We start from the raw sequence: 18,136 nt of genomic DNA on the forward strand, positions 1-18,136 counted from the left end.
CCGACGAATACGAGATGAGCCATCAATGCTGCAAATTCTCATAGGGCCGTGAATGTGACAGCCAACACGATAATGTCCGTTATCATGTGTGCATGACACTCGAACCGATCAGCACCCCGGTAGGGAACGAGCAGCGCTATCGCCACGCCATTAGTGCGTGGAAGCTGGCACAGACTTCGCCGCACACGATCCGTGCTTACGACCGGAGCGTGACTGACTTCTGTTCCTGGCTGGATGCCAGGGGATTGGACCTGCTGACGGTAAAGCGTCCGATTATCGACGGCTACCGCCACGCGCTGGCCAATCTGTCTCCGGCCACGGTGGCGGCAAAGCTGGCGGCGCTGTCCAGCTTCTACCGCTACGCGGTAACCGCTGACCTGATTACAGGTGGCAATCCGGTGGAGCTGGTGAAGCGTCCGAAGGTGGACGCGGACCACTCCAGCACTGAGGGGATGACCAAAGAGCAGGCGCGGGCGTTGCTAGCGGCGGCGCGGGCTGACGGCCCACGCTCCGACGCGCTGGTATCCCTCCTGCTGTTCACCGGAATTCGGCTCAGCGAGGCGCTGAATGCCAGCACCACCGACTACGGCCACGACACCGGACACCGGACGCTGAGCATCCGGCGCAAAGGCGGGAAGGATGGCAAGGTAGCCGTGCCGGCTCCTGCCGTAGAGGCCCTGAATGCCTACCTTGGAACCACCGGAGGTGAGCTGGTGGCAGGTACACCAGGTGGTGGCCTGCCGCTGTTCACGACGGCAACCGGCAATCGGTGGGCGGCATCTGAGGCGTTCCGTACCGTACAACGACTGGCTCGAGCTGCTGGTGTTGCCGGGCGCATCAGTCCCCACTCTTTGCGGCACACGTTCGCCACATTGGCTCTGGACGCAGGAACGTCCTTGCACGATCTTCAGGACAGCATGGGTCATGCCGACCCCCGCACCACACGCCGGTACGACCGTGCGCGGCACTCTCTAGAGAAGGCTGCAGGCTACGATGTGGCCCGCGCATTGGCTTAGCAGCTTGCGCACTACCTCACAGGGTTGCGAGTTAACCGTTCCTTAACCTGGGACGGCAGAACGCCATGTTCCCAGAACACCCTTGCAATTCTTGCTCGATGATCAGTGTCAGCGGTCGAAATTGTCCGGATGGCTTTCCAAGCGCGGTCAGCATCTAGCCCCAGCCTCAACACTTCTGTCGTGTTCACGAGATACAGCCACTCTCGAGCGATTGGCACTGCATCAGGATCAACCACCAACCGGGGTGAGGCCACCACGGTAAAGCTGCCTTCCGGCACGGACTCTGCCTTTCGATCAGCCGCCAATGAGTCCAGTTGCGTGTTGGCTTGCCGGACATACTCCATGCTTAGCAGGCCGCCGCTGCGTTGTTCACTCTTTGCCTCAATGGATACCCAGCATTCGTCCCAAATCCAAACACAGTCGGTCCGACCTTTGAAGGACGGCTTGTAGGATTCCGCGGCGCCAAGCAGTTTCCCCAGTATCTGCAAGCCACCTTCATATTCCGCAGAATCTGGTTGCATTAGCGCTGCATTCATTTTGCTGCTGGTTGCGTCGTACTTCGTTGCCGAGGCAGCTGGGCCCTCTTTGTAAGCGACAATCGCATCAACAGCTGATTCATCTACGCTGTCAAGCTGCAGGCTGTCCGAAGCGTACGTCTGCAGCTCTTTCAACCAGGTCGTTCCGTAGGTAGCCCTATGAGCCTGAGAGAGCATCTCAGTGGCTTTCCGCAAAGTCTCCGAGGAAGCTTCAGGCTTGCTCAAAGAAATCCACGAGTAAGCGAGGTAGGCCCATAGGGCTCTATACGACTTGAGTCCAGAGTCGGTTAAATGTTCGTATACATCAAGCGCGAGGCGTCCAGCCTCTTGCCAGTTCTGAGCCCAGGCCGCACGCCAGGCTTGCACCTCTCGGCCCGCGTTTTCACCCAGGTTTACTATTGCGGAACTTTCTGCCTTCTGGGCCGAGGTACGCAGATCTGCTATCTCGGGCTCCGCCTGTGTCTGCCAAAGCTCGTCTTGACTCAACGCGCTATCAACGAGCTGCAACAGGTGCTCCCTGGAGACATCGCTCGTGGTCATGCCGAAACTGATTTCCGCTTGCAGCTCGATCGGGAGGCTACTGACATTTTCTTTTCGGGATAAGTAGTGCACGAGGTCTTCTCCTTCGACCACAACGACTGCATAGTCCTTGGGCCCGCGAGTACACCGCCCCAGACCCTGCACGATGCGAGTCTGGACCCTTTCCCCTAAGACTTCCTTAGCCCTAAGCCTTTGATCAAAAAATGAATCCTGCATATGGCTGAACGCTGGGAGGCCGACCATCAACATCATCCGGCAGGCGTTGTCTGCTAGGTCCATTCCGTCATATCGATTCGGTGCCAACAGAGTGCCAGACTCGGCCTTGAGGAAGTTGGAAAAGCCCTCGGGGTCCCGAACTTCGAACTTGTCCTCTGCTTTGAGGCCAAGAGACTTTGCCACTGTGTCTGCGTCCTTCTGACTCGTTGTGAGGACCAGTTGTTTGCCTGTTCTTTTCATGATGTCTGCCCCAAAGTAGCCATCATATTCGGGGGCAGATATTTCGTGGTTGACGAAGTCGGGAAACACGAAGAACCGCCGCCCGCTGCCCGTTCGGTCCCACTGTTGCGGTACTGGAACACGCTCGACGGAAGCGATACCGAAGGCGCGCTCCAGCTCTCCGGAACGACCGAGGGTTGCGGAAAGATATACCCGCTGAGCCGGGTCAACGAAAGCAGGGTGGTCGAAGGTAGGCGGAATCATCGGGCGGAGGTACATGCCACGGCCGTTAACGTAGAAGAGGCAGGAGGCTAGGTTGGAACGGAGCCGCGAGAAGTTCCACTTGTCGTCATCGGGCAGTGACGCTTGAAGTGCTGTTTCTATCTCCGTCTTGTGATGGTCGACAACCGATACCGGAAGAAGGCGTATATCGACATCGGGCTGGTCGGGAAGCGCAACAGACCCTGCAAGTCGAGTTACGAGATCTTCTGGGAGGCTAGGTCGAAGCACATCCAATAGAGCGGTGTAGGCTTTGCCGGATGCAGGGATCTTAAGAGCCCAGGACTCTGCTACGTAGTTTTCCGCCGCGTGGGCATCATCAAAAACCAGCGTCCCAGCATCTGCGAACTTCGGATTGCTGTTGAAAACGTGGTTGTAAGTGGTGACGGCGACGGCCGCGCCCGAGGCATACATGAGTTTCTCTCGGGGATCCCAATTGGAGCTCTTGCCTGTCAGAAGGACTGTGGGTATCCCTTCATTCAACGCGGCAGTGTTTACCTGCCGAGCGAGTTGCACTGTGGGGCAGGCGTAAACAACTCGTTGGTCCAAGGCCCTACGTCGCCATTCAGCTATCAGAAGTCCGACAAGTGTCTTTCCCGAGCCTGTGGGAAGCTCCAGGGCAACGTTGGCGGAGTCCTTGTACAGCGAGTGATACGTCCGGAGCTGGTCGGCTTGATGAGACCATAGAGCGGGGACCCCTTGCGGCCGACGCGGCAAGTCTGAGAACAAGTCTTCAGGGCTGGACGGTTTGCGGAGAGTCTTCGCTCTCGTCTTAAACCCCATGGTCGCAAAAGAGTTGTTGTCGGTCATCTTTTCCCCATCATCGGTCGCGAGCCTAGGCACACTCAAGCTCGTTAACAGTTCTTCTAAGTGTGCTGCCCCTCAAAGAGTAGCTGCACCAGCCAGACAACCGCTGCTGTTCGGATACGGGTGATGAGATTCAAACAGAGGGCGACAGTTCGGCCATGTAGTGCCATTTCCTCTTTTGCACGCGTCCATGAAGTGCGGTCGGTAGACCGTAGCTGCTAGACCTCCTTTAGACCTTGGGGGCGGCCCGCTCACTGGGGGACGGGCTTGGAAGATCTTCAACCGCAATCAGCTCATCTGCAATAATCTTGGCCAGCAAATCGCTTTGCATCGGGTAAAGGTCCAACGTGTGGGTCAGCATCCTGAGGAGATCTAGGATCTCGTCGTTCCACGAGTCTTCCCATTCTTGAGGGCGGATCAAGTCAAGCGGGGTCGCCAGTTTAGGATTCGATGCTCGTCCCACGCCCTTGCGTGTGCGCGAGCCGATCCACCGTTCCACGACAGGGAATCCTGAGACAGAGAACTCCCACACTTCCCTCCGGATACCGGAAATGCGGCCGTCACCTATCTTGAGTTGGCGTGTCTGCTCGTCGTAGGAAATGTCAGCGCGCGAGTCGGGCAGCGCGGTAACAGGCGTTTCCCACCCGATCCCATCAATGTTGGGGATTCTGTTGCCACGCCCACTAGTGGTCGAGCTAAATCGTTGCGCGCCGGTCTGGAGCCACAAAAGCTGTTCGCCTAGACCGACAGCCTCATTGAACAGAGCTAGGTTCGCGGTCAATGGCAGGCGAGGCCCGGGGCGTGAGAGTTGCTCGTGGAAAGTCTGCTCGTAGGCAGGATGACTGAGAACGGCATAGGTATAGGCCGCCAGGTCCTCGGCAGAGACTGCTCGCCCCAACCGGGTTCCTAGAACATCCAAAAGTCCGTGAGTGACATTCGGTTGTTGTCCGGCGGCGTCACGATAGAGCGGAATGACATCCTTTCCTCCGCGTCCGCTGAAGTGGTGGAAGTCAGGTACGTAGACGCTTGCAGTGAGAGCCGGTCCACTTCCAAGAGGCGTGGTGGCAAGCGTGGATATAAAGATCTGTTTGTCAGAGACACTCGCCCAGAGGGAAGGCCGCTCTAGGAGCGCAACTCTCGGGTCTTGGAAGGTCCATTGGGCATCGAAACTCCGGTACGCAAGTCGGACTATGGGCTTGTGTGGCGCGTCGGGCGGGAGGTCCGATAGTCGGGTCAGACCCGTCACGGTGGTATGGATATTTCGCCCGGTGGGTGCAGTGACAAACGCTTCAGCACGCTCTTTCGCGTCAACGCGCGCAAGCAATGCCGCCCACCTGGCCTTCAACACAGACGGCGAGGGTGCAGTTGCCCACGAACGCCCAAATATGACCCCTGGCTGCTGCCATGGGAAGAGGTCCGTCACGGCTGGCATCGCGTCCCAGATATCGTCCTCAGAGGCCGGAAGTAGAACGCCGCCAGCATCGACAGTGAGGGTCTGCCAGCCGTCTGGGTCTATCTTGGGCGCCTGAATTGTTGTTAGAGCAGCCAGCTTTTCCCCTGCGGCACCAGACACACGCCTATACCGCACCACGGCTGGTTCCGCTGTGGTTGCTCCACGCCTAAAAATCGTAACCACGGCTACAGGTGTCTGAATGGAGAATATGTTCTCTTCACGCTGAGCGCCGCGGCCCTCTCCGCCTAAATCGACGATCCAAACCTCATCCCCTACGGATCTAACGAGTTCCCGCAGACCGACGAAGGCGGGGCCTCGCAGCCAGGATGAGCTTGTTATGAAAGATACAACGGCAGGGCCTGAGGGGCTCTGCTCGAATGCCTTCCAGATTGCCCAGCGCCAGAAGTATACGTAGTCGTCATAGATGCTCCGCATGGCACTGAAAATCACGCCGTGCTTTTGCGCAGCTTCAGTGATGTCGGCAAATAATGAGCGGCCGTTTGAAGGGTGGACGACCCAGCCACCACCAGAGCTGGCTGTACGGCGTTTATAGGGTGGGTTTCCCATCACTACAGTTACGGGTTGCAAACGTTTCACGTCGGCTGCCTTTGCCCGCTCTTCGGCGAGCACCGCAACGTCGCCCCAGACCCCCAACATAGGAGGGGCAGCGACAGGATCTTCGAGAGTGTCAGTGAGGTACACCCGCACCTCCTCGGGCGGTGTCAGGGTTCCTGCAATTTCGGCAAGCCGCTGCCCAATCCGAAGATGGGAAACCGCGTAGGGGCCCGGAAGGAGTTCGAAGGCCATCACGTTGGCCGCAAGAGATTTGGCGACTTGCCGAGGGCCTGCGGCACCGCGTTCGCGCTCCGCGACGAGTGCGGCCTGGTCAAGGACTGCAAGCGGGTAAGTGCCTGATCCTGTTGCTGGATCTAGCGTGACCACTTCTTGGTCGCCAAAACTGAGCGGCTTACCCAGCTCCTCGATAAGAATCTGATCGACAAGCCTCACCTGACATTCCACGACGTTCGTTGGGGTGTAGTAGACCCCTGCCTCTTTACGGGCCTTCGCGTCGTACTTCTCCAGGAAATCTTCGTAGAACCACAGCCATGGCTCGCCTCTCGAATCTTTCGAGGCCGCTATGGCGCCCGCGTCCACGACTGAAGCCAGGCGTTCGATTGCACCGATTTCGGGTGCCAAGGACTGATAGAGTCCCGATACTTCGAGCGCGGGACCTAGGGCTGCCGCCAGCACGCCGTTCGGTCCTCGAAGAAAGTCCCGTGCCTCGGTCAAGCTCAAGAAGTTGTCATGATTCGTGTCAGCGTGGCCCCTTAGAGCGGCTATTGCCAGCGAGTAGGAGACTACCTGGGCCAAATCGGAAGCGAAGTCCTTGTCCGAGACGCCTTCATGAACGTTTGCGGACCATGCTTTCTTTGCCGCAGATATTGCAGCGACAGGCGTTTCTGGCTGGAGTCCCGCTAGGACCCGCTCCCTCAGCAGCTTCGCGAGAGGCGCCAGCCGTGATGCCAGTTCTGAAACTCGCTTAATCGTGCGAGGTCGCGCACTGGAAAAGAGTCGCAGGAGATCGACCAACCCGCTGGCGTCCCAACCATCGGCAACCACAGGCATCGTTGCCTCTGCGACCTTCAGGCCTGTGTTGTAAAGAACAACCGCGTGTCCGTCGGTCACGATGAGCGAGTCCAGCTCGGCAAGTAATGCCCACTGTTTCTTCTCGCGTCCTTTCCACTGCTCACCCTCAACGGAATGGCCAGGAGCTTTCAGCTCCACCCAGCCGCAAGCCCGTCCATCTAAGAGGGCCGCAAAATCGGGACGAAGCCCGGTGAGCTGTGCTTCCCGCAGAAGGTCTAGACGCCCCAAGCCTTCGCTGTCGGTCAGTGCTACCAGCAGGTCGTGAACGGGGACTGTTAGCTGGGCTTCAGGTTCGGCGTCCACCCCAGCGGCGGCGGCCGAGGCAATGGACCGAGAGTATTTGAGCGCGGATTCCCCAAGAGTCATGGGATCACTCTGCCACAAGGCTGGAAGTGATCTCATCACCTGATGCCGTGGCGAGGTGTACACCGTGCAGCCGTAGCGCTTAGTTCGGATTGGCCTTCGGCGATGGTGACGAAAAAGTGACGAACACGCTGGGAACTGAAAGAAAAAACGGGGAACGCATAAGATTCCCCGTTTGTCTACCAGTCAGTGAAAAACCCCCTAGAAACCTTGATTTCTAGGGGGTTTGTTCCGAGCTTCCTATCAGAATCGAACTGATGACCTTTTCATTACGAGTGAAACGCTCTACCGACTGAGCTAAGGAAGCACCGCGTCCATCTGCTGGTTTCCCGGCCGATCACGCAAGACATAACTGTAATAGAGGCACGGCTTCCGGGTCAAAACGATGGCAGTGACCGCCGTTGCGGGGATGTTCACCCGGGCGTCGGGCCGGGTTCAGGCCGACTTTTCCCGGCCGCCGGAAGCTGGGGAATCAGCCGTCGCCGGGGGAACCGGTGTACCAAGAGCCGAAGGAGCCGCGCAATGACCGGGGACGCAATGACCAGGGACGCCCACCAGACACCCAACCGGTTGCGGCTGGCCGTGGTGGACATGGTGGGAACCACCATTACCGACGACGGTCGCACCGATCAGGCGATGTCCCGGGCGCTGGCGGAGGCTGGCGTCGAACCGGGCAGCAGCCGCTTCGAGAGCATGCTCGGCTACGCGCGCGACACCATGGGCTTCTCGAAGATGACGGTCTTCAGCCACCTCTTCAGCGACGCCGCTGTCGCAGAGAGCGCCAACAAGGTCTTTGAGAAGGCGTACGACGAGCTCATTGAGGACGGCGGCGTCCGCCCGATTCCGGGCGCCGAGGACGCGATCCTGTGGATGCGTGAATCCGGCATGCAAGTGTGCCTGGCCACCGGGTTCGGCCGGCACACACAGAACATGGTCCTTGAGTCCCTGGGCTGGATGGGCCTGGCTGACTTGAGCCTCTGCCCGGCGGACGCTGGACGTGGCAGGCCCTACCCGGACATGATCCTCACGGCAGTACTCGCCCTCGACCTCGACGATGTCCGGGAAGTGGCCGTCGTTGGGGACACCAGCTCAGATATGCTGTCCGGCGTACGCGCGGGGGCATCCCTGGTGGCGGGCGTCTTGACCGGCTCGCACTCGGAGGCGACGCTCCGCGCGGCGGGAGCGAACGTCGTCGTGGACTCCATTAAGCAGCTTTCGCTCCTGCTGGAGAAGCACGAAGCCCGTCACTTCTAGGGCCGCAGGGCGGCTAGCACTGCAGCCCGTCCTGCGGCAGCTTGCCGTCAACAAAGTAATCGTCGACGGCGGTGCTGACGCATGTGTTGGAGCGGCCGTACGCTGTGTGCCCCTCACCTTCCCAGGTGATCAACGCGGCATTCTCAAGCTGCTTGCGCAACGACTGTGCCCACTCCAACGGTGTGGCTGGATCGCCCGTGGTTCCAATGACGACGATCGGGGCAGACCCGGTGTATTCCACGGGCGCGGGTGTCCGGGTGCTCTTGTAAGGCCAGTCCTTGCAGCTCACGCCACCGTAGGCGAAGAAGGCCCCGAAAGTAGGCGACTCCTGCTTAAGGCGTGCTTCCTCTGCCCGCATCCCGGCCGTGTCCATGACCATCGGGTAATCGAGGCAGTTGATCGCGTTGAATGCGAAGGCTGAGTTGGAGCTGTACTTGCCGTTCGGCTCCCGGTCGGCACCAAGATCGGCGATGCGCAGCATTTGTGAAACGTCTCCGGAGAAGGCGCTATCCAAAGCCTGCGTCAGGGCGGGCCAGCTTTGGTCGTCGTAGAGCGGCAGGTAAATGCCGTTGACGAAGTCGGGGCCCGTGACGAGCCTGCCGTCCTTGGCCGTTTGCGGATCCCGATCCACTGCGTTGATGAGTTCCCTGATCTCCTGGATCCCGTTGTCCACGGACCCACTCAGCGGGCAGGAGTTCTGTCGCAGGCAGTCAGCAACGTACGCGCGGAGGGCTTTTTCAAACGCCCGGGCTTGTCCTGCGGTCAGTTCTTCATTGCTGATGGACGGATCCACGGCACCGTCCAGAACGAGGCGTCCCACATTGTCGGGGAACAGCGACGCGTAGGTGGAGCCTAGGAACGTCCCGTAGGAGTAGCCAAGATAGTTGAGCTTGGCTTCGTTCATCACGGCGCGCAGGATATCCAGGTCCTTCGCCGCGCTCACGGTATCGATGTGCCCCAGCACCGGGCCGGTCTTTTCGGCACACTGTTCAGCCACTGATTTGTTGAATTCCAAGGCGGCGGCCAAGCCTTCATCCGTGTCCTTACGGAACACCATCTCCCGCGACGCATCCCGTTCGGCATCCGACATGCACTCGACAGGCGCAGACCTCTTGACGCCGCGGGGATCGAAGCCGACGATGTCGAAGTTGGTGCGGAGCTTCTGGGTGAAATGCGTGTTGCCGGCGTCCTTCACGAAATCCACGCCGGAGCCGCCGGGCCCGCCGGGGTTCACCAGAATGGACCCCTGTTTGGTCCCCGTGCTCGCCAATTTGATGGTGGAGAGGGTTATTTCCTCCGACTCCGGCTTTTCGTAGTCCATGGGAACGCGGACCTTGCCGCATTGGAAGCCCTCCTCGCATGAACTCCACTCCACTTTCTGCGAGTAGTACTTCTCCAAGCCTTCGGGTGCCGATGCCGCGATGGACGGATCAACCGTGTTGGTTGTGGGCTTCGCAGTGGGCGTCGGCAAGAACGGCAGGGAACATGCACTCAGCACCAACGTGGAGGCGAGCGCCAAGCACAGCGCCGCGAGCACGCGCCGCCGGGCGCCGCCGACCGCAGCAGTCCGGGCGCCGCCGCCCGCAGCAGGCCGGGCAGACAGGTCCCTTGAAGGGGCACCGGCGGGCCGGCGGGATGCGGACTTCATGGATTCTCCTATTGCTGGATGAGGCTCGTCGCCATGGACTCGACCGCCAACAGCGGCGCCACGTTGGTGGTGGTGATGCGGACCCGGGCTGTGTTGATGGCATCCATCCGGGCGAGGGTGGATTCCGGGGTGGAACGGCCGGCGAAATCTTCAAGCTCGCTCTTGAGCTCAACGTTGACCAGCTCCACCGCGTTCCCTAATTGGATAATCAGGACGTCCCGGTAAAAGGACAGCAAGTCGGTCAGGGTCCTGTCCAATGAGTCGGTGATGGAACGCTTCGCCCGGCGCTTCTGGTCGTCCTCCAACTGCTTGACCTGGCTGCGCATGGACGGTGGCAGCGTGCCCGACTCAGGCGCGCCGAGGCTTGCCAGCAAGGCGGCCTTCTCTGCGGCGTCGCGCTCATCGTTGGAACTATTTGCCTCGTCCGTTGCGATCTTGACCAACTTCTCCGCCATCATTACGGCAGCGGTTACGCCACGGAGACCGAGGGGAATGCGGACAGTTTCAAGGCGACGTTCGCGGGCGTCGGCGTCACGGGCAAGCCTGCGGGCGATGCCGATATGGCTTTGCGCGGCGCGTGCTGCCCTGTCGGCAAGTTGGGGATCAACGCCGTCCCGTCTTACCAGGAGGGCGGCGACATCCGAGGCCGGCGGAAGGCGTAAGCTCACCGGACGGCAGCGCGAACGGATAGTGACCAGAACGTCCGCCGGAGACGGCGCGCACAGCATCCAGATGGTGCGGGGAGTTGGTTCTTCGATGGCTTTGAGCAGGACATTCGTGGTTCGTTCCGCCATACGGTCTGCATCTTCCACCACGATGATCCGCCACCGGCCAGTGGACGGCCGGTCGCCTGCTTTGGACACGAGCTCACGGGCTTCGTCGATGGTGATGGTGACTTTTTCGGTGCGTACGAACGTCACGTCCGAATGCGTTTCACCGAGGATAGTGTGGCAGGCCGGGCAGACGCCACAGCCGCGGAGGGTGACGTCGTCCTGCTCGCAATTCAAGGCCGCGGCAAAAGCCTTCGCCGCGTTGGAGCGGCCTGACCCGGGAGGGCCAGTGAACAGCCAGGCGTGGGTGAGCCCGGCGTCGCCCTGTGCTGCCTGCTTCAGCTGCGCGACGACGGGCGCCTGGCCTTGGAGGTCATCCCAGACGCTCACGGACGGACATCCGCATCGCGCGCTTCCGCCACCAAGCCACGCTCGGCCAGGAGAACATTTACACGGGCCAGGATCTCCGCGGCCAACGTTTCGATATCGGATTTGGCGGGCAGGACCAGGTAGCTCGCGGGGGCAGCAGCGGCGAGGTCCAAGAAAGCGTGGCGGATAGCGGTATGGAACTCATCGGGTTCCGATTCCAGCCGGTCTTCTGCCGCGTCGCCGGCGGTGCGGCGTTCCCTGCCGTCAGAGGGTTCGACGTCGAGCAGTACTGTCAGGTCCGGATGCAAGCCCTCCGTAGCCCACTCGTTGAGGGATAGCACGCCTTCGGCCCCCAGCCCCCGTCCCGCACCTTGATAGGCAACGGACGAGTCGATATAGCGATCGGTGATGACCACGCGTCCGGCGGCGAGTGCCGGCCGGATCACTTGGCTCGCATGCGCGGCCCGGGCCGCTGCGAACATGAGTGCTTCAGTGCGGGCATCGATGGTGCCATGGCCGTGATCCAAAACAAGGGAACGCAGCTTTTCGCCAATGGGTGTGCCGCCTGGCTCCCGGGTGCGCAGCACAGACAGCCCCCGCGACTCAAGGGCGTCGAAGAGCCGGGCGGCCTGGGTGGACTTGCCGGCTCCGTCCCCGCCTTCGAAGGCGATGAAAAGACCGGGGCTCTGAATACTCACCTGTCTAGCCTACCGAGCAGCCGCAAACGTAACGGCTTTCATCCACAGGCTCGCCCGCGACTACGCTGAATCCATGAGCCTTTCCAACCAGCACGCCGCGGATTTGTCCCCGGAAACCGTTGTGGTGGCTGCGGGCCGCCCCGAGCGCAAGCATGATGAACCGGTGAATCCGCCCATCGTCCTGTCCTCCACATACTTCGGAACCGGCTCCCTCGGCGACGGCGACCGCGGCTACGGCCGTTACGCGAACCCCACATGGGATCCCTTCGAGGACGCACTGGCAAAATTAGAAGGCGCTGAACTCCCTGGCCTGCTCTACGCGTCCGGCCTCGCAGCGGTCAGTTCGGCACTGTCGCTGGTACCCGCTGGCGGCGTAGTGGTCATGCCGTCCCACAGCTACGCCGGCTCGCTGGTGATGGCCACCGAACTCGCTGAAAAAGGCTTCCTGGAACTGCGTACCGTGGACATCGCGGACACTGAGGCAGTCAAGGCTCTCATCGCCCCGGCCGAAGGAAAAACCGCCGACCTTCTGTGGCTCGAAAGCCCCACCAACCCCATGCTCGGCATCGCCGACGTCCGGAGCCTCACCGAAGCCGCCCACGCCGCCGGCGCGATCGTGGTCACGGACAATACCTTCTCCACGCCTCTGGTGCAGCAGCCGCTGAAGCTGGGTTCCGACGTCGTACTTCACTCGGTGACCAAGTACCTGGCCGGGCATTCGGACGTTGTCCTTGGCGCGCTGGTGACGTCCAATCCTGAATTGCGTGAACGGTTGCTTCACCACCGGATCATCCACGGCGGCATCGCCGGTCCGTTCGAATCGTGGCTTGCGTTGCGGGGCCTGCGTACTTTGGCGCTGCGGATTGAGCGTTCGCAAGCGTCGGCAGCAACGCTCGCGGAGCGTTTGAGCACGCACCCGCGCGTCGAGGCCATCCGCTACCCGGGTTTGGCAACAGACCCGGGCCACGCCCGGGCCAAGGAGCAAATGAAGGGCTTCGGCTCGATTCTTTGCATCCAGATCGCCGGTGACGAGACCCGCACCGGCGCGCAAGCCGCCGACGAACTGGTCCGCGCGCTGCAGCTCTGGTTGCCTGCGACGTCTTTGGGCGGGGTCGAGTCCCTGATTGAACGTCGACGGCGGCATACGGCTGAGCCGCTCAGCGTTCCGGAGAACCTGGTGCGGCTGAGCGTCGGGATTGAGAACGTTGAAGACCTTTGGTCCGACCTTGAACAAGCACTGAAGTCGCTGGGCGGTTAGGCTAAAGGGCGTGGACGGAAAATTCTTGATCGCTATTGTCACCAACGCCGTGTATTTCATCCTCGGCTTGGTGGCCCTGGCCCTGGAGATCTGGGCCTTCGCGGATTGCCTGCGGCACCGACCGTCCCTGTTTGTGGCCGCGTCCAAGCGCACCAAGACTTTCTGGTTGGCCCTGACCGGCATCGCGTTCGCGATCGGCGCGCTGACAGTACTGACCGGGGGCAGCGGGCTCGGCCTCTTCGGCATCGCGGCAGTTACTGCGTCCTGCGTCTACCTTGCCGATGTCCGCCCTGCGCTCCGCGAAGCCGGGAGTGGTGGCAACCGCAATGTGGGCCCCTACGGACCCTGGTAAACCCCGGTTGCTCGCCAACCCGCGTTAAGGCTGCCGTCAGATCGGCGTCAAAGCGGTGCCACCGCGTCCCACGCCACCGTCACTTCGCCAAGACGCCAACGCGACGGTCCGTCCTGAAGCGGCCATCCGGCGTCGCGCAACGAACGGCACATCCCTGCCCAGCGCTGCCGGCTCCCGAACGATGCCAGCGGCGCGGCCTCAAGCCACGCCTTGTCCATGGCCTGAAGGAAGGTATGGATCGGCTCGCCGGGAACGTTCCGATGAATAAGGGCCTTGGGCAGCCGTTCGGCGACGTCGGACGGCAGCTCGAAACTGCCGAACCGCACGGAAAAGCTCAGGCTGAGTGGACGTTCAGGATCCAGCGCCACCCACGTGACCCGGCGGCCGATCTCATCGCACGTGCCATCGATGAACAAGCCGCCCGGCGCCAAGCGGGACTGCACTAAGTTCCAGATCGCTGGAACATCCGCTTCCTCATACTGGCGGAGGACATTGAACGCGCGCACCATGATCGGATCTCCGGGCACCGGCACTTCAAAACCGCCAACATGAAAGCTGAGACCGGGCCGCTCCAATGGTTTCGCGGTCCGCACCCGCTCAGGCTCGATCTCGATTCCGCAGACGCGGACATCCGGCCGGACGGCCTGCAGCCGTTCGAAAAGCTCGACGGCGGTGGCCGGCGAGGCGCCATAGCCCAGGTCCACCACTAAAGGCTCGACGGCGGCGCGCAGCCGCCACGCTTGCGGGCCGGCAAGCCAGCGGTCCAAGCGACGCATACGGTTCGGATTCGTGGTGCCGCGGGTGATGTTGCCAACCGGCTTCCCGCTCCTGCCCCGGGGAGAGCCCACCCGTTCCGCTTTCTGCACCACGGCGTCCACTCTATCCGCAGGACGTAACGCCCGGCAGCGGCGGGGACTGCTCGGCTAGGATGAAAACCATGACTTACAAGCTGATTCTGCTGCGCCACGGCCACAGCGAATGGAACGCCAAGAACCTGTTCACCGGTTGGGTGGACGTTGACCTGAACGACCAAGGCCGCGAAGAAGCAGTGCGCGGTGGGGAGCTCCTGGTAGAGAACAACATTCTCCCGGACGTGCTCTACACCTCGCTCCTGAAGCGCGCCATCAACACCGCCAACATGGCACTGGACAAAGCCAACCGCGGCTGGATTCCCGTGAAGCGCGACTGGCGGCTCAACGAACGCCACTACGGCGCCCTTCAAGGCAAGGACAAGGCCCAGACCCTCGCCGAATACGGTGAAGAGCAGTTCATGGAGTGGCGCCGCAGCTACGACACCCCGCCGCCGCCCCTGTCCGACGACAGCGAATTCTCGCAGGCACGCGACCCCCGCTACGCGGACCTTGGCGACGCCCTGCCCCGCACCGAGTGCCTCAAGGACGTCCTGGTCCGCCTCCTCCCGTACTGGGAATCGGACATCAAAGAAGACCTGAAGGCTGGCAAGACCGTGCTGGTCACCGCCCACGGCAACTCCCTGCGCGCGCTGGTCAAGCACCTCGACGGCATCAGCGACGAAGCAATTGCCTCCTTGAACATCCCCACGGGTATCCCGCTGGTGTACGAACTGGACGAGGACTTCCGGCCGATCACCCCCGGCGGCACCTACCTCGACCCCGACGCAGCAGCCGAGGCCATCCTCGCGGTTGCGAACCAGGGCAAAAAGTAAACTCTCCGCTGGTGCCGCGGCGGCTGCTCGGTCGTTCCTCCCTTGGACGCAGCTCGCCCGCGGCACCAGCTACGAGGCCGTTAAACGACGGCGGCCGGTCACTCTCGGTGACCGGCCGCCGTCGTGTTTAACCCAGTAGTGCTAGAAGCCTTCCGGCTGCCATTCGCCCGTCACCAGGTAGGTGACCTTCCGGGCTACGGAGACGCCATGGTCAGCGAAACGCTCGAAGTAGCGGCTCGCAAGGGCAACGTCCACGGTGGTGGAGGCGGTTTCATTCCACTCAGGAGCGGCGATTGCCTTGAAGACGCTGAGGTGGAGGTCGTCCACGGCGATGTTGGTCTTGAGGATGTCCCGGGCAACTTCCAGGTTGCGGGTCTCGAGGAGCTCGATGACCTTGCCGGTGATGTCGATGTCGTGTTGTGCCATGGCCTTGAAGGTCTGGGTCAGCGACGACGGGATGACGGTAGCGGGGTAGCGGAGGCGGGCGAGCTGGGCGACGTGGCGGGCAAGGTCGCCCATGCGCTCCAACGAGGCGCTCATGCGCAGCGAACCCACGATCATGCGGAGATCGCTGGCAACGGGGCCCTGCAATGCCAGGATGTCGATGGCCCGCTCGTCGAGGCTGTTCTGCAGGAAGTCGATCCGGGCGTCGGCCGCGATGACATCCTGGGCAAGATCGACGTCGGCGCCTTCGAAGGCGGTGGTGGCCTTCGTGATTGCTTCGTGAACGAGCTTGGAGATCTCGATGAGGTCGTCACCTACCTGGGTGAGCTCCTCCTGAAAAACCTTGCGCACTAAGGCGTCCTTTCCTTGGAAATCCGGTTCCCGTGACGGGCGGTGGATTTCAAACCATTGGCAGTCCAACTAGCAACTCTGGCAGCAGCCCGTGAACTGTTGCGCATCTTTAGATGAACGTTAGTTGAACCGTCCGCGTTTAGCACCGAATCCATACTTTGCTGTGTTTTCTCAGCATAAGCTGGACGGGTGGATCCGTTGCTGATAGGTGTCGTCGCAGGCCTGGTGGGCCTGTCGTTGGGCGTCTTTGGCATGCTCGCGTTCAGGATCAGCGAACGGCAGCGCCGGATCGTTGATCTGGATGTTGCGGAGCCGTTGCTTCCAGAGGGAGCCGCCGAAGTCCTTTCGGTCGTCGGACGGGCTTTTGTAGTGGTGGACGCTATCGACGGCGTGGTTCGGGCCAGCCCTGCAGCCTACGCCTACGGATTGGTTCGCGGCCACACAGTGGTCCACAAACAGCTCCTCGACATGACAGCGAAAGTCCGCCGCGATGGCGTGATCCTGGAGGAGCAGTATGAGCTCCCGCGCGGTCCGCTGGGCAAGGGAACAATTGTGGTCCAGGTGCGCGCGGCGATGCTCGGCTGGGAATACATCCTCCTGCTGGCGGACGACCGCACGGAAATTACGCGCACCGAAGAGATCCGCAACGACTTCGTGGCCAACGTATCCCACGAACTCAAGACCCCCGTTGGTGCCATCTCCCTGTTGGCCGAAGCCTTGGAAGCCTCGCCGGACGACGAAGAAGCCGTGCGGCGCTTCGCCAAACGCATGCACAAGGAATCCGGGCGGCTCTCAGCCTTGGTCCAGGACATCATCGAGCTCTCCCGGTTGCAGGGTGCAAACGTCGCGCAGCAGGGCCACGCTGTGGACATCAACGCCGTGATCACGGAAGCCGTGGACCGCTCGCAGCTGCCGGCGGAAAGCAAGAACATCCAGATCATGGTGGGCGGCCATTGCGATTCCCTCGTGTTCGGCGACCGCGACCTCCTGGTGACTGCCCTGCGGAACCTCATCGACAACGCCATTCGTTACTCGCCCGAAAACACGCGGGTGGGCGTCGGCGTCCGGGCAAGGGAAGGCGTCGTTGCCGTTTCCGTCACGGATCAAGGTGAGGGCCTGACGCCCGAGGACCAGGAGCGCGTCTTCGAACGTTTCTACCGCGTCGACGCTGCACGATCCCGCCATACAGGCGGTACGGGTCTTGGCCTCAGCATCGTCAAGCACGTGGTGTCCAACCATGGCGGCGAGGTGACGGTTTGGTCCCAGCCAGGCCAGGGATCGACGTTCACCATCAGGCTGCCGGAGATGGAAGGCCAGGAGGGCGACGCCGGCCTGCCGCCTGCCGCTGCCGGCTCAGCAACCGCCGGACTGCCCGAGGCGACCTCCACCGCCGTCGACCCCAAACACGCGAACCAACACGTGAGTGAAAAAGCGGGCGCCAGCGGCGCCCAAGAGCAAGGAGCCAGCGCTTGAGCCGGATTTTGATTGTGGAGGACGAAGAGTCCTTCAGCGACCCCCTGTCCTACCTGCTGGGCAAAGAGGGGTTTGACGTCGAGGTAGTGGACAACGGCAGTGACGCCTTGGTGGAATTCGACCGCAACGGGGCCGACCTCGTGCTGCTGGACCTCCAGCTTCCGGGAACCCCCGGCACGGAAGTTTGCCGGCAGCTTCGCCAGCGCTCCAGCGTGCCGGTCATCATGTTGACCGCGAAGGACTCGGAAATCGACAAAGTGGTGGGACTGGAACTCGGTGCCGATGACTACGTCACCAAGCCGTACTCCTCGCGCGAGTTGGTTGCTCGCGTCCGTGCAGTGCTGCGGCGGCAGGGCGAACCCGAGGAACTGATTACTTCAACCGTGCAGGCCGGACCTGTCCGCATGGACATTGAGCGGCATGTGGTCAGCGTCAACGGGGAACAGGTTTCCCTGCCGTTGAAGGAGTTTGAACTCCTGGAGATGCTGCTCCGGAACTCCGGCCGTGTGCTGACCCGTGGCCAATTGATCGACCGCGTTTGGGGTTCGGACTATGTGGGCGACACCAAGACACTGGACGTCCACGTCAAGCGCCTGCGCAGCAAGATCGAGCCGGACCCCTCTGCTCCGCGCTACCTGGTGACAGTCCGCGGGTTGGGCTACAAGTTCGAGCCGTAAGCAACGCCTGATCCCGGGAAAGACAAACGGACCCGGGAATAACAAAAGGAAGGGTTCCGCCGCAGCGGAACCCTTCCTTTTG

At 61.6% G+C, this 18,136-nt stretch carries 14 protein-coding genes and 1 tRNA gene; 7 read left to right on the forward strand and 8 right to left on the reverse strand.

Features of this window, described 5'->3' with window-relative positions:
- Positions 1 to 92: 92 nt before the first annotated feature.
- Complete coding sequence (locus AB0N65_RS17645; protein WP_364164518.1) at positions 93 to 1,016, forward strand: tyrosine-type recombinase/integrase; 924 nt, start codon at positions 93 to 95, stop codon at positions 1,014 to 1,016.
- 11 nt (positions 1,017 to 1,027) lie between these two features.
- Here AB0N65_RS17645 and AB0N65_RS17650 read toward each other — a convergent pair whose 3' ends face one another.
- The 3 genes from AB0N65_RS17650 to AB0N65_RS17660 form a co-directional block, all read right to left on the reverse strand.
- Entirely contained in the window at positions 1,028 to 3,616 is a 2,589-nt protein-coding gene (locus AB0N65_RS17650) for a DEAD/DEAH box helicase (protein ID WP_364164521.1), read from the reverse strand.
- Between the two features lie 226 nt (positions 3,617 to 3,842).
- Complete coding sequence (locus AB0N65_RS17655; RefSeq protein WP_364164524.1) at positions 3,843 to 7,079, reverse strand: type ISP restriction/modification enzyme; 3,237 nt, start codon at positions 7,077 to 7,079, stop codon at positions 3,843 to 3,845.
- Positions 7,080 to 7,310: 231 nt separating this feature from the next.
- Positions 7,311 to 7,383: transfer RNA gene (locus AB0N65_RS17660), tRNA-Thr, on the reverse strand.
- Positions 7,384 to 7,598: 215 nt separating this feature from the next.
- Here AB0N65_RS17660 and AB0N65_RS17665 point away from each other — a divergent pair.
- Positions 7,599 to 8,330 (forward strand): HAD family hydrolase, encoded by a 732-nt coding sequence (locus AB0N65_RS17665; protein WP_364164527.1) that lies wholly within the window; start codon positions 7,599 to 7,601, stop codon positions 8,328 to 8,330.
- 13 nt (positions 8,331 to 8,343) lie between these two features.
- Here AB0N65_RS17665 and AB0N65_RS17670 read toward each other — a convergent pair whose 3' ends face one another.
- Genes AB0N65_RS17670 through tmk form a run of 3 tightly spaced genes read right to left on the reverse strand, consistent with a single transcriptional unit; the run spans position 8,344 to position 11,815 of the window.
- The gene (locus AB0N65_RS17670; RefSeq protein WP_364164529.1) at positions 8,344 to 9,978 is read right to left on the reverse strand and encodes an alpha/beta hydrolase; all 1,635 of its coding nucleotides are present in this window, start codon (positions 9,976 to 9,978) and stop codon (positions 8,344 to 8,346) included.
- Positions 9,979 to 9,986: 8 nt separating this feature from the next.
- Complete coding sequence (locus AB0N65_RS17675) at positions 9,987 to 11,138, reverse strand: DNA polymerase III subunit delta' (RefSeq protein WP_364164532.1); 1,152 nt, start codon at positions 11,136 to 11,138, stop codon at positions 9,987 to 9,989.
- The gene (tmk, locus tag AB0N65_RS17680) at positions 11,135 to 11,815 is read right to left on the reverse strand and encodes a dTMP kinase (RefSeq protein WP_364164535.1); all 681 of its coding nucleotides are present in this window, start codon (positions 11,813 to 11,815) and stop codon (positions 11,135 to 11,137) included. Before tmk ends, AB0N65_RS17675 begins: the two co-directional genes overlap by 4 nt.
- A gap of 73 nt (positions 11,816 to 11,888) precedes the next feature.
- Between tmk and AB0N65_RS17685 the strand changes: the two genes are divergently transcribed.
- Both AB0N65_RS17685 and AB0N65_RS17690 read left to right on the forward strand, forming a co-directional pair.
- Positions 11,889 to 13,073 (forward strand): aminotransferase class I/II-fold pyridoxal phosphate-dependent enzyme, encoded by a 1,185-nt coding sequence (locus tag AB0N65_RS17685; RefSeq protein ID WP_364164538.1) that lies wholly within the window; start codon positions 11,889 to 11,891, stop codon positions 13,071 to 13,073.
- 10 nt (positions 13,074 to 13,083) lie between these two features.
- A complete protein-coding gene (locus AB0N65_RS17690) occupies positions 13,084 to 13,425 on the forward strand; it encodes a DUF2516 family protein (RefSeq protein ID WP_364164541.1) in 342 nt (113 codons plus the stop codon).
- Between the two features lie 47 nt (positions 13,426 to 13,472).
- On the opposite strand, the gene AB0N65_RS17695 is transcribed toward AB0N65_RS17690, so the two are convergent.
- Positions 13,473 to 14,294 (reverse strand): class I SAM-dependent methyltransferase, encoded by an 822-nt coding sequence (locus tag AB0N65_RS17695; protein ID WP_364164543.1) that lies wholly within the window; start codon positions 14,292 to 14,294, stop codon positions 13,473 to 13,475.
- Positions 14,295 to 14,362: 68 nt separating this feature from the next.
- Between AB0N65_RS17695 and AB0N65_RS17700 the strand changes: the two genes are divergently transcribed.
- Positions 14,363 to 15,109, forward strand: a complete 747-nt coding sequence (locus AB0N65_RS17700; protein ID WP_364164545.1) for a phosphoglyceromutase — start codon at positions 14,363 to 14,365, stop codon at positions 15,107 to 15,109.
- Between the two features lie 141 nt (positions 15,110 to 15,250).
- Here AB0N65_RS17700 and phoU read toward each other — a convergent pair whose 3' ends face one another.
- The gene (phoU, locus tag AB0N65_RS17705) at positions 15,251 to 15,904 is read right to left on the reverse strand and encodes a phosphate signaling complex protein PhoU (protein WP_364164548.1); all 654 of its coding nucleotides are present in this window, start codon (positions 15,902 to 15,904) and stop codon (positions 15,251 to 15,253) included.
- 198 nt (positions 15,905 to 16,102) lie between these two features.
- Between phoU and AB0N65_RS17710 the strand changes: the two genes are divergently transcribed.
- The gene (locus tag AB0N65_RS17710) at positions 16,103 to 17,377 is read left to right on the forward strand and encodes an ATP-binding protein (RefSeq protein WP_364164608.1); all 1,275 of its coding nucleotides are present in this window, start codon (positions 16,103 to 16,105) and stop codon (positions 17,375 to 17,377) included.
- Positions 17,374 to 18,054, forward strand: a complete 681-nt coding sequence (locus AB0N65_RS17715; protein ID WP_020608526.1) for a response regulator transcription factor — start codon at positions 17,374 to 17,376, stop codon at positions 18,052 to 18,054. The genes AB0N65_RS17710 and AB0N65_RS17715 overlap by 4 nt, the downstream gene beginning before the upstream one ends.
- Positions 18,055 to 18,136 lie beyond the last annotated feature (82 nt).

It is taken from the genome of Paenarthrobacter sp. NPDC089322, assembly GCF_040684895.1.
Classification (GTDB): Bacteria; Actinomycetota; Actinomycetes; order Actinomycetales; family Micrococcaceae; genus Arthrobacter.

Coding starts and splice junctions, on each gene's coding strand:
- AB0N65_RS17645 (WP_364164518.1), top strand. CDS start 93: ATGACACTCGAACCGATCAGCACCCCGGTAGGGAACGAGCAGCGCTAT.
- AB0N65_RS17650 (WP_364164521.1), bottom strand. CDS start 3,616: ATGACCGACAACAACTCTTTTGCGACCATGGGGTTTAAGACGAGAGCG.
- AB0N65_RS17655 (WP_364164524.1), bottom strand. CDS start 7,079: ATGACTCTTGGGGAATCCGCGCTCAAATACTCTCGGTCCATTGCCTCG.
- AB0N65_RS17665 (WP_364164527.1), top strand. CDS start 7,599: ATGACCGGGGACGCAATGACCAGGGACGCCCACCAGACACCCAACCGG.
- AB0N65_RS17670 (WP_364164529.1), bottom strand. CDS start 9,978: ATGAAGTCCGCATCCCGCCGGCCCGCCGGTGCCCCTTCAAGGGACCTG.
- AB0N65_RS17685 (WP_364164538.1), top strand. CDS start 11,889: ATGAGCCTTTCCAACCAGCACGCCGCGGATTTGTCCCCGGAAACCGTT.
- AB0N65_RS17700 (WP_364164545.1), top strand. CDS start 14,363: ATGACTTACAAGCTGATTCTGCTGCGCCACGGCCACAGCGAATGGAAC.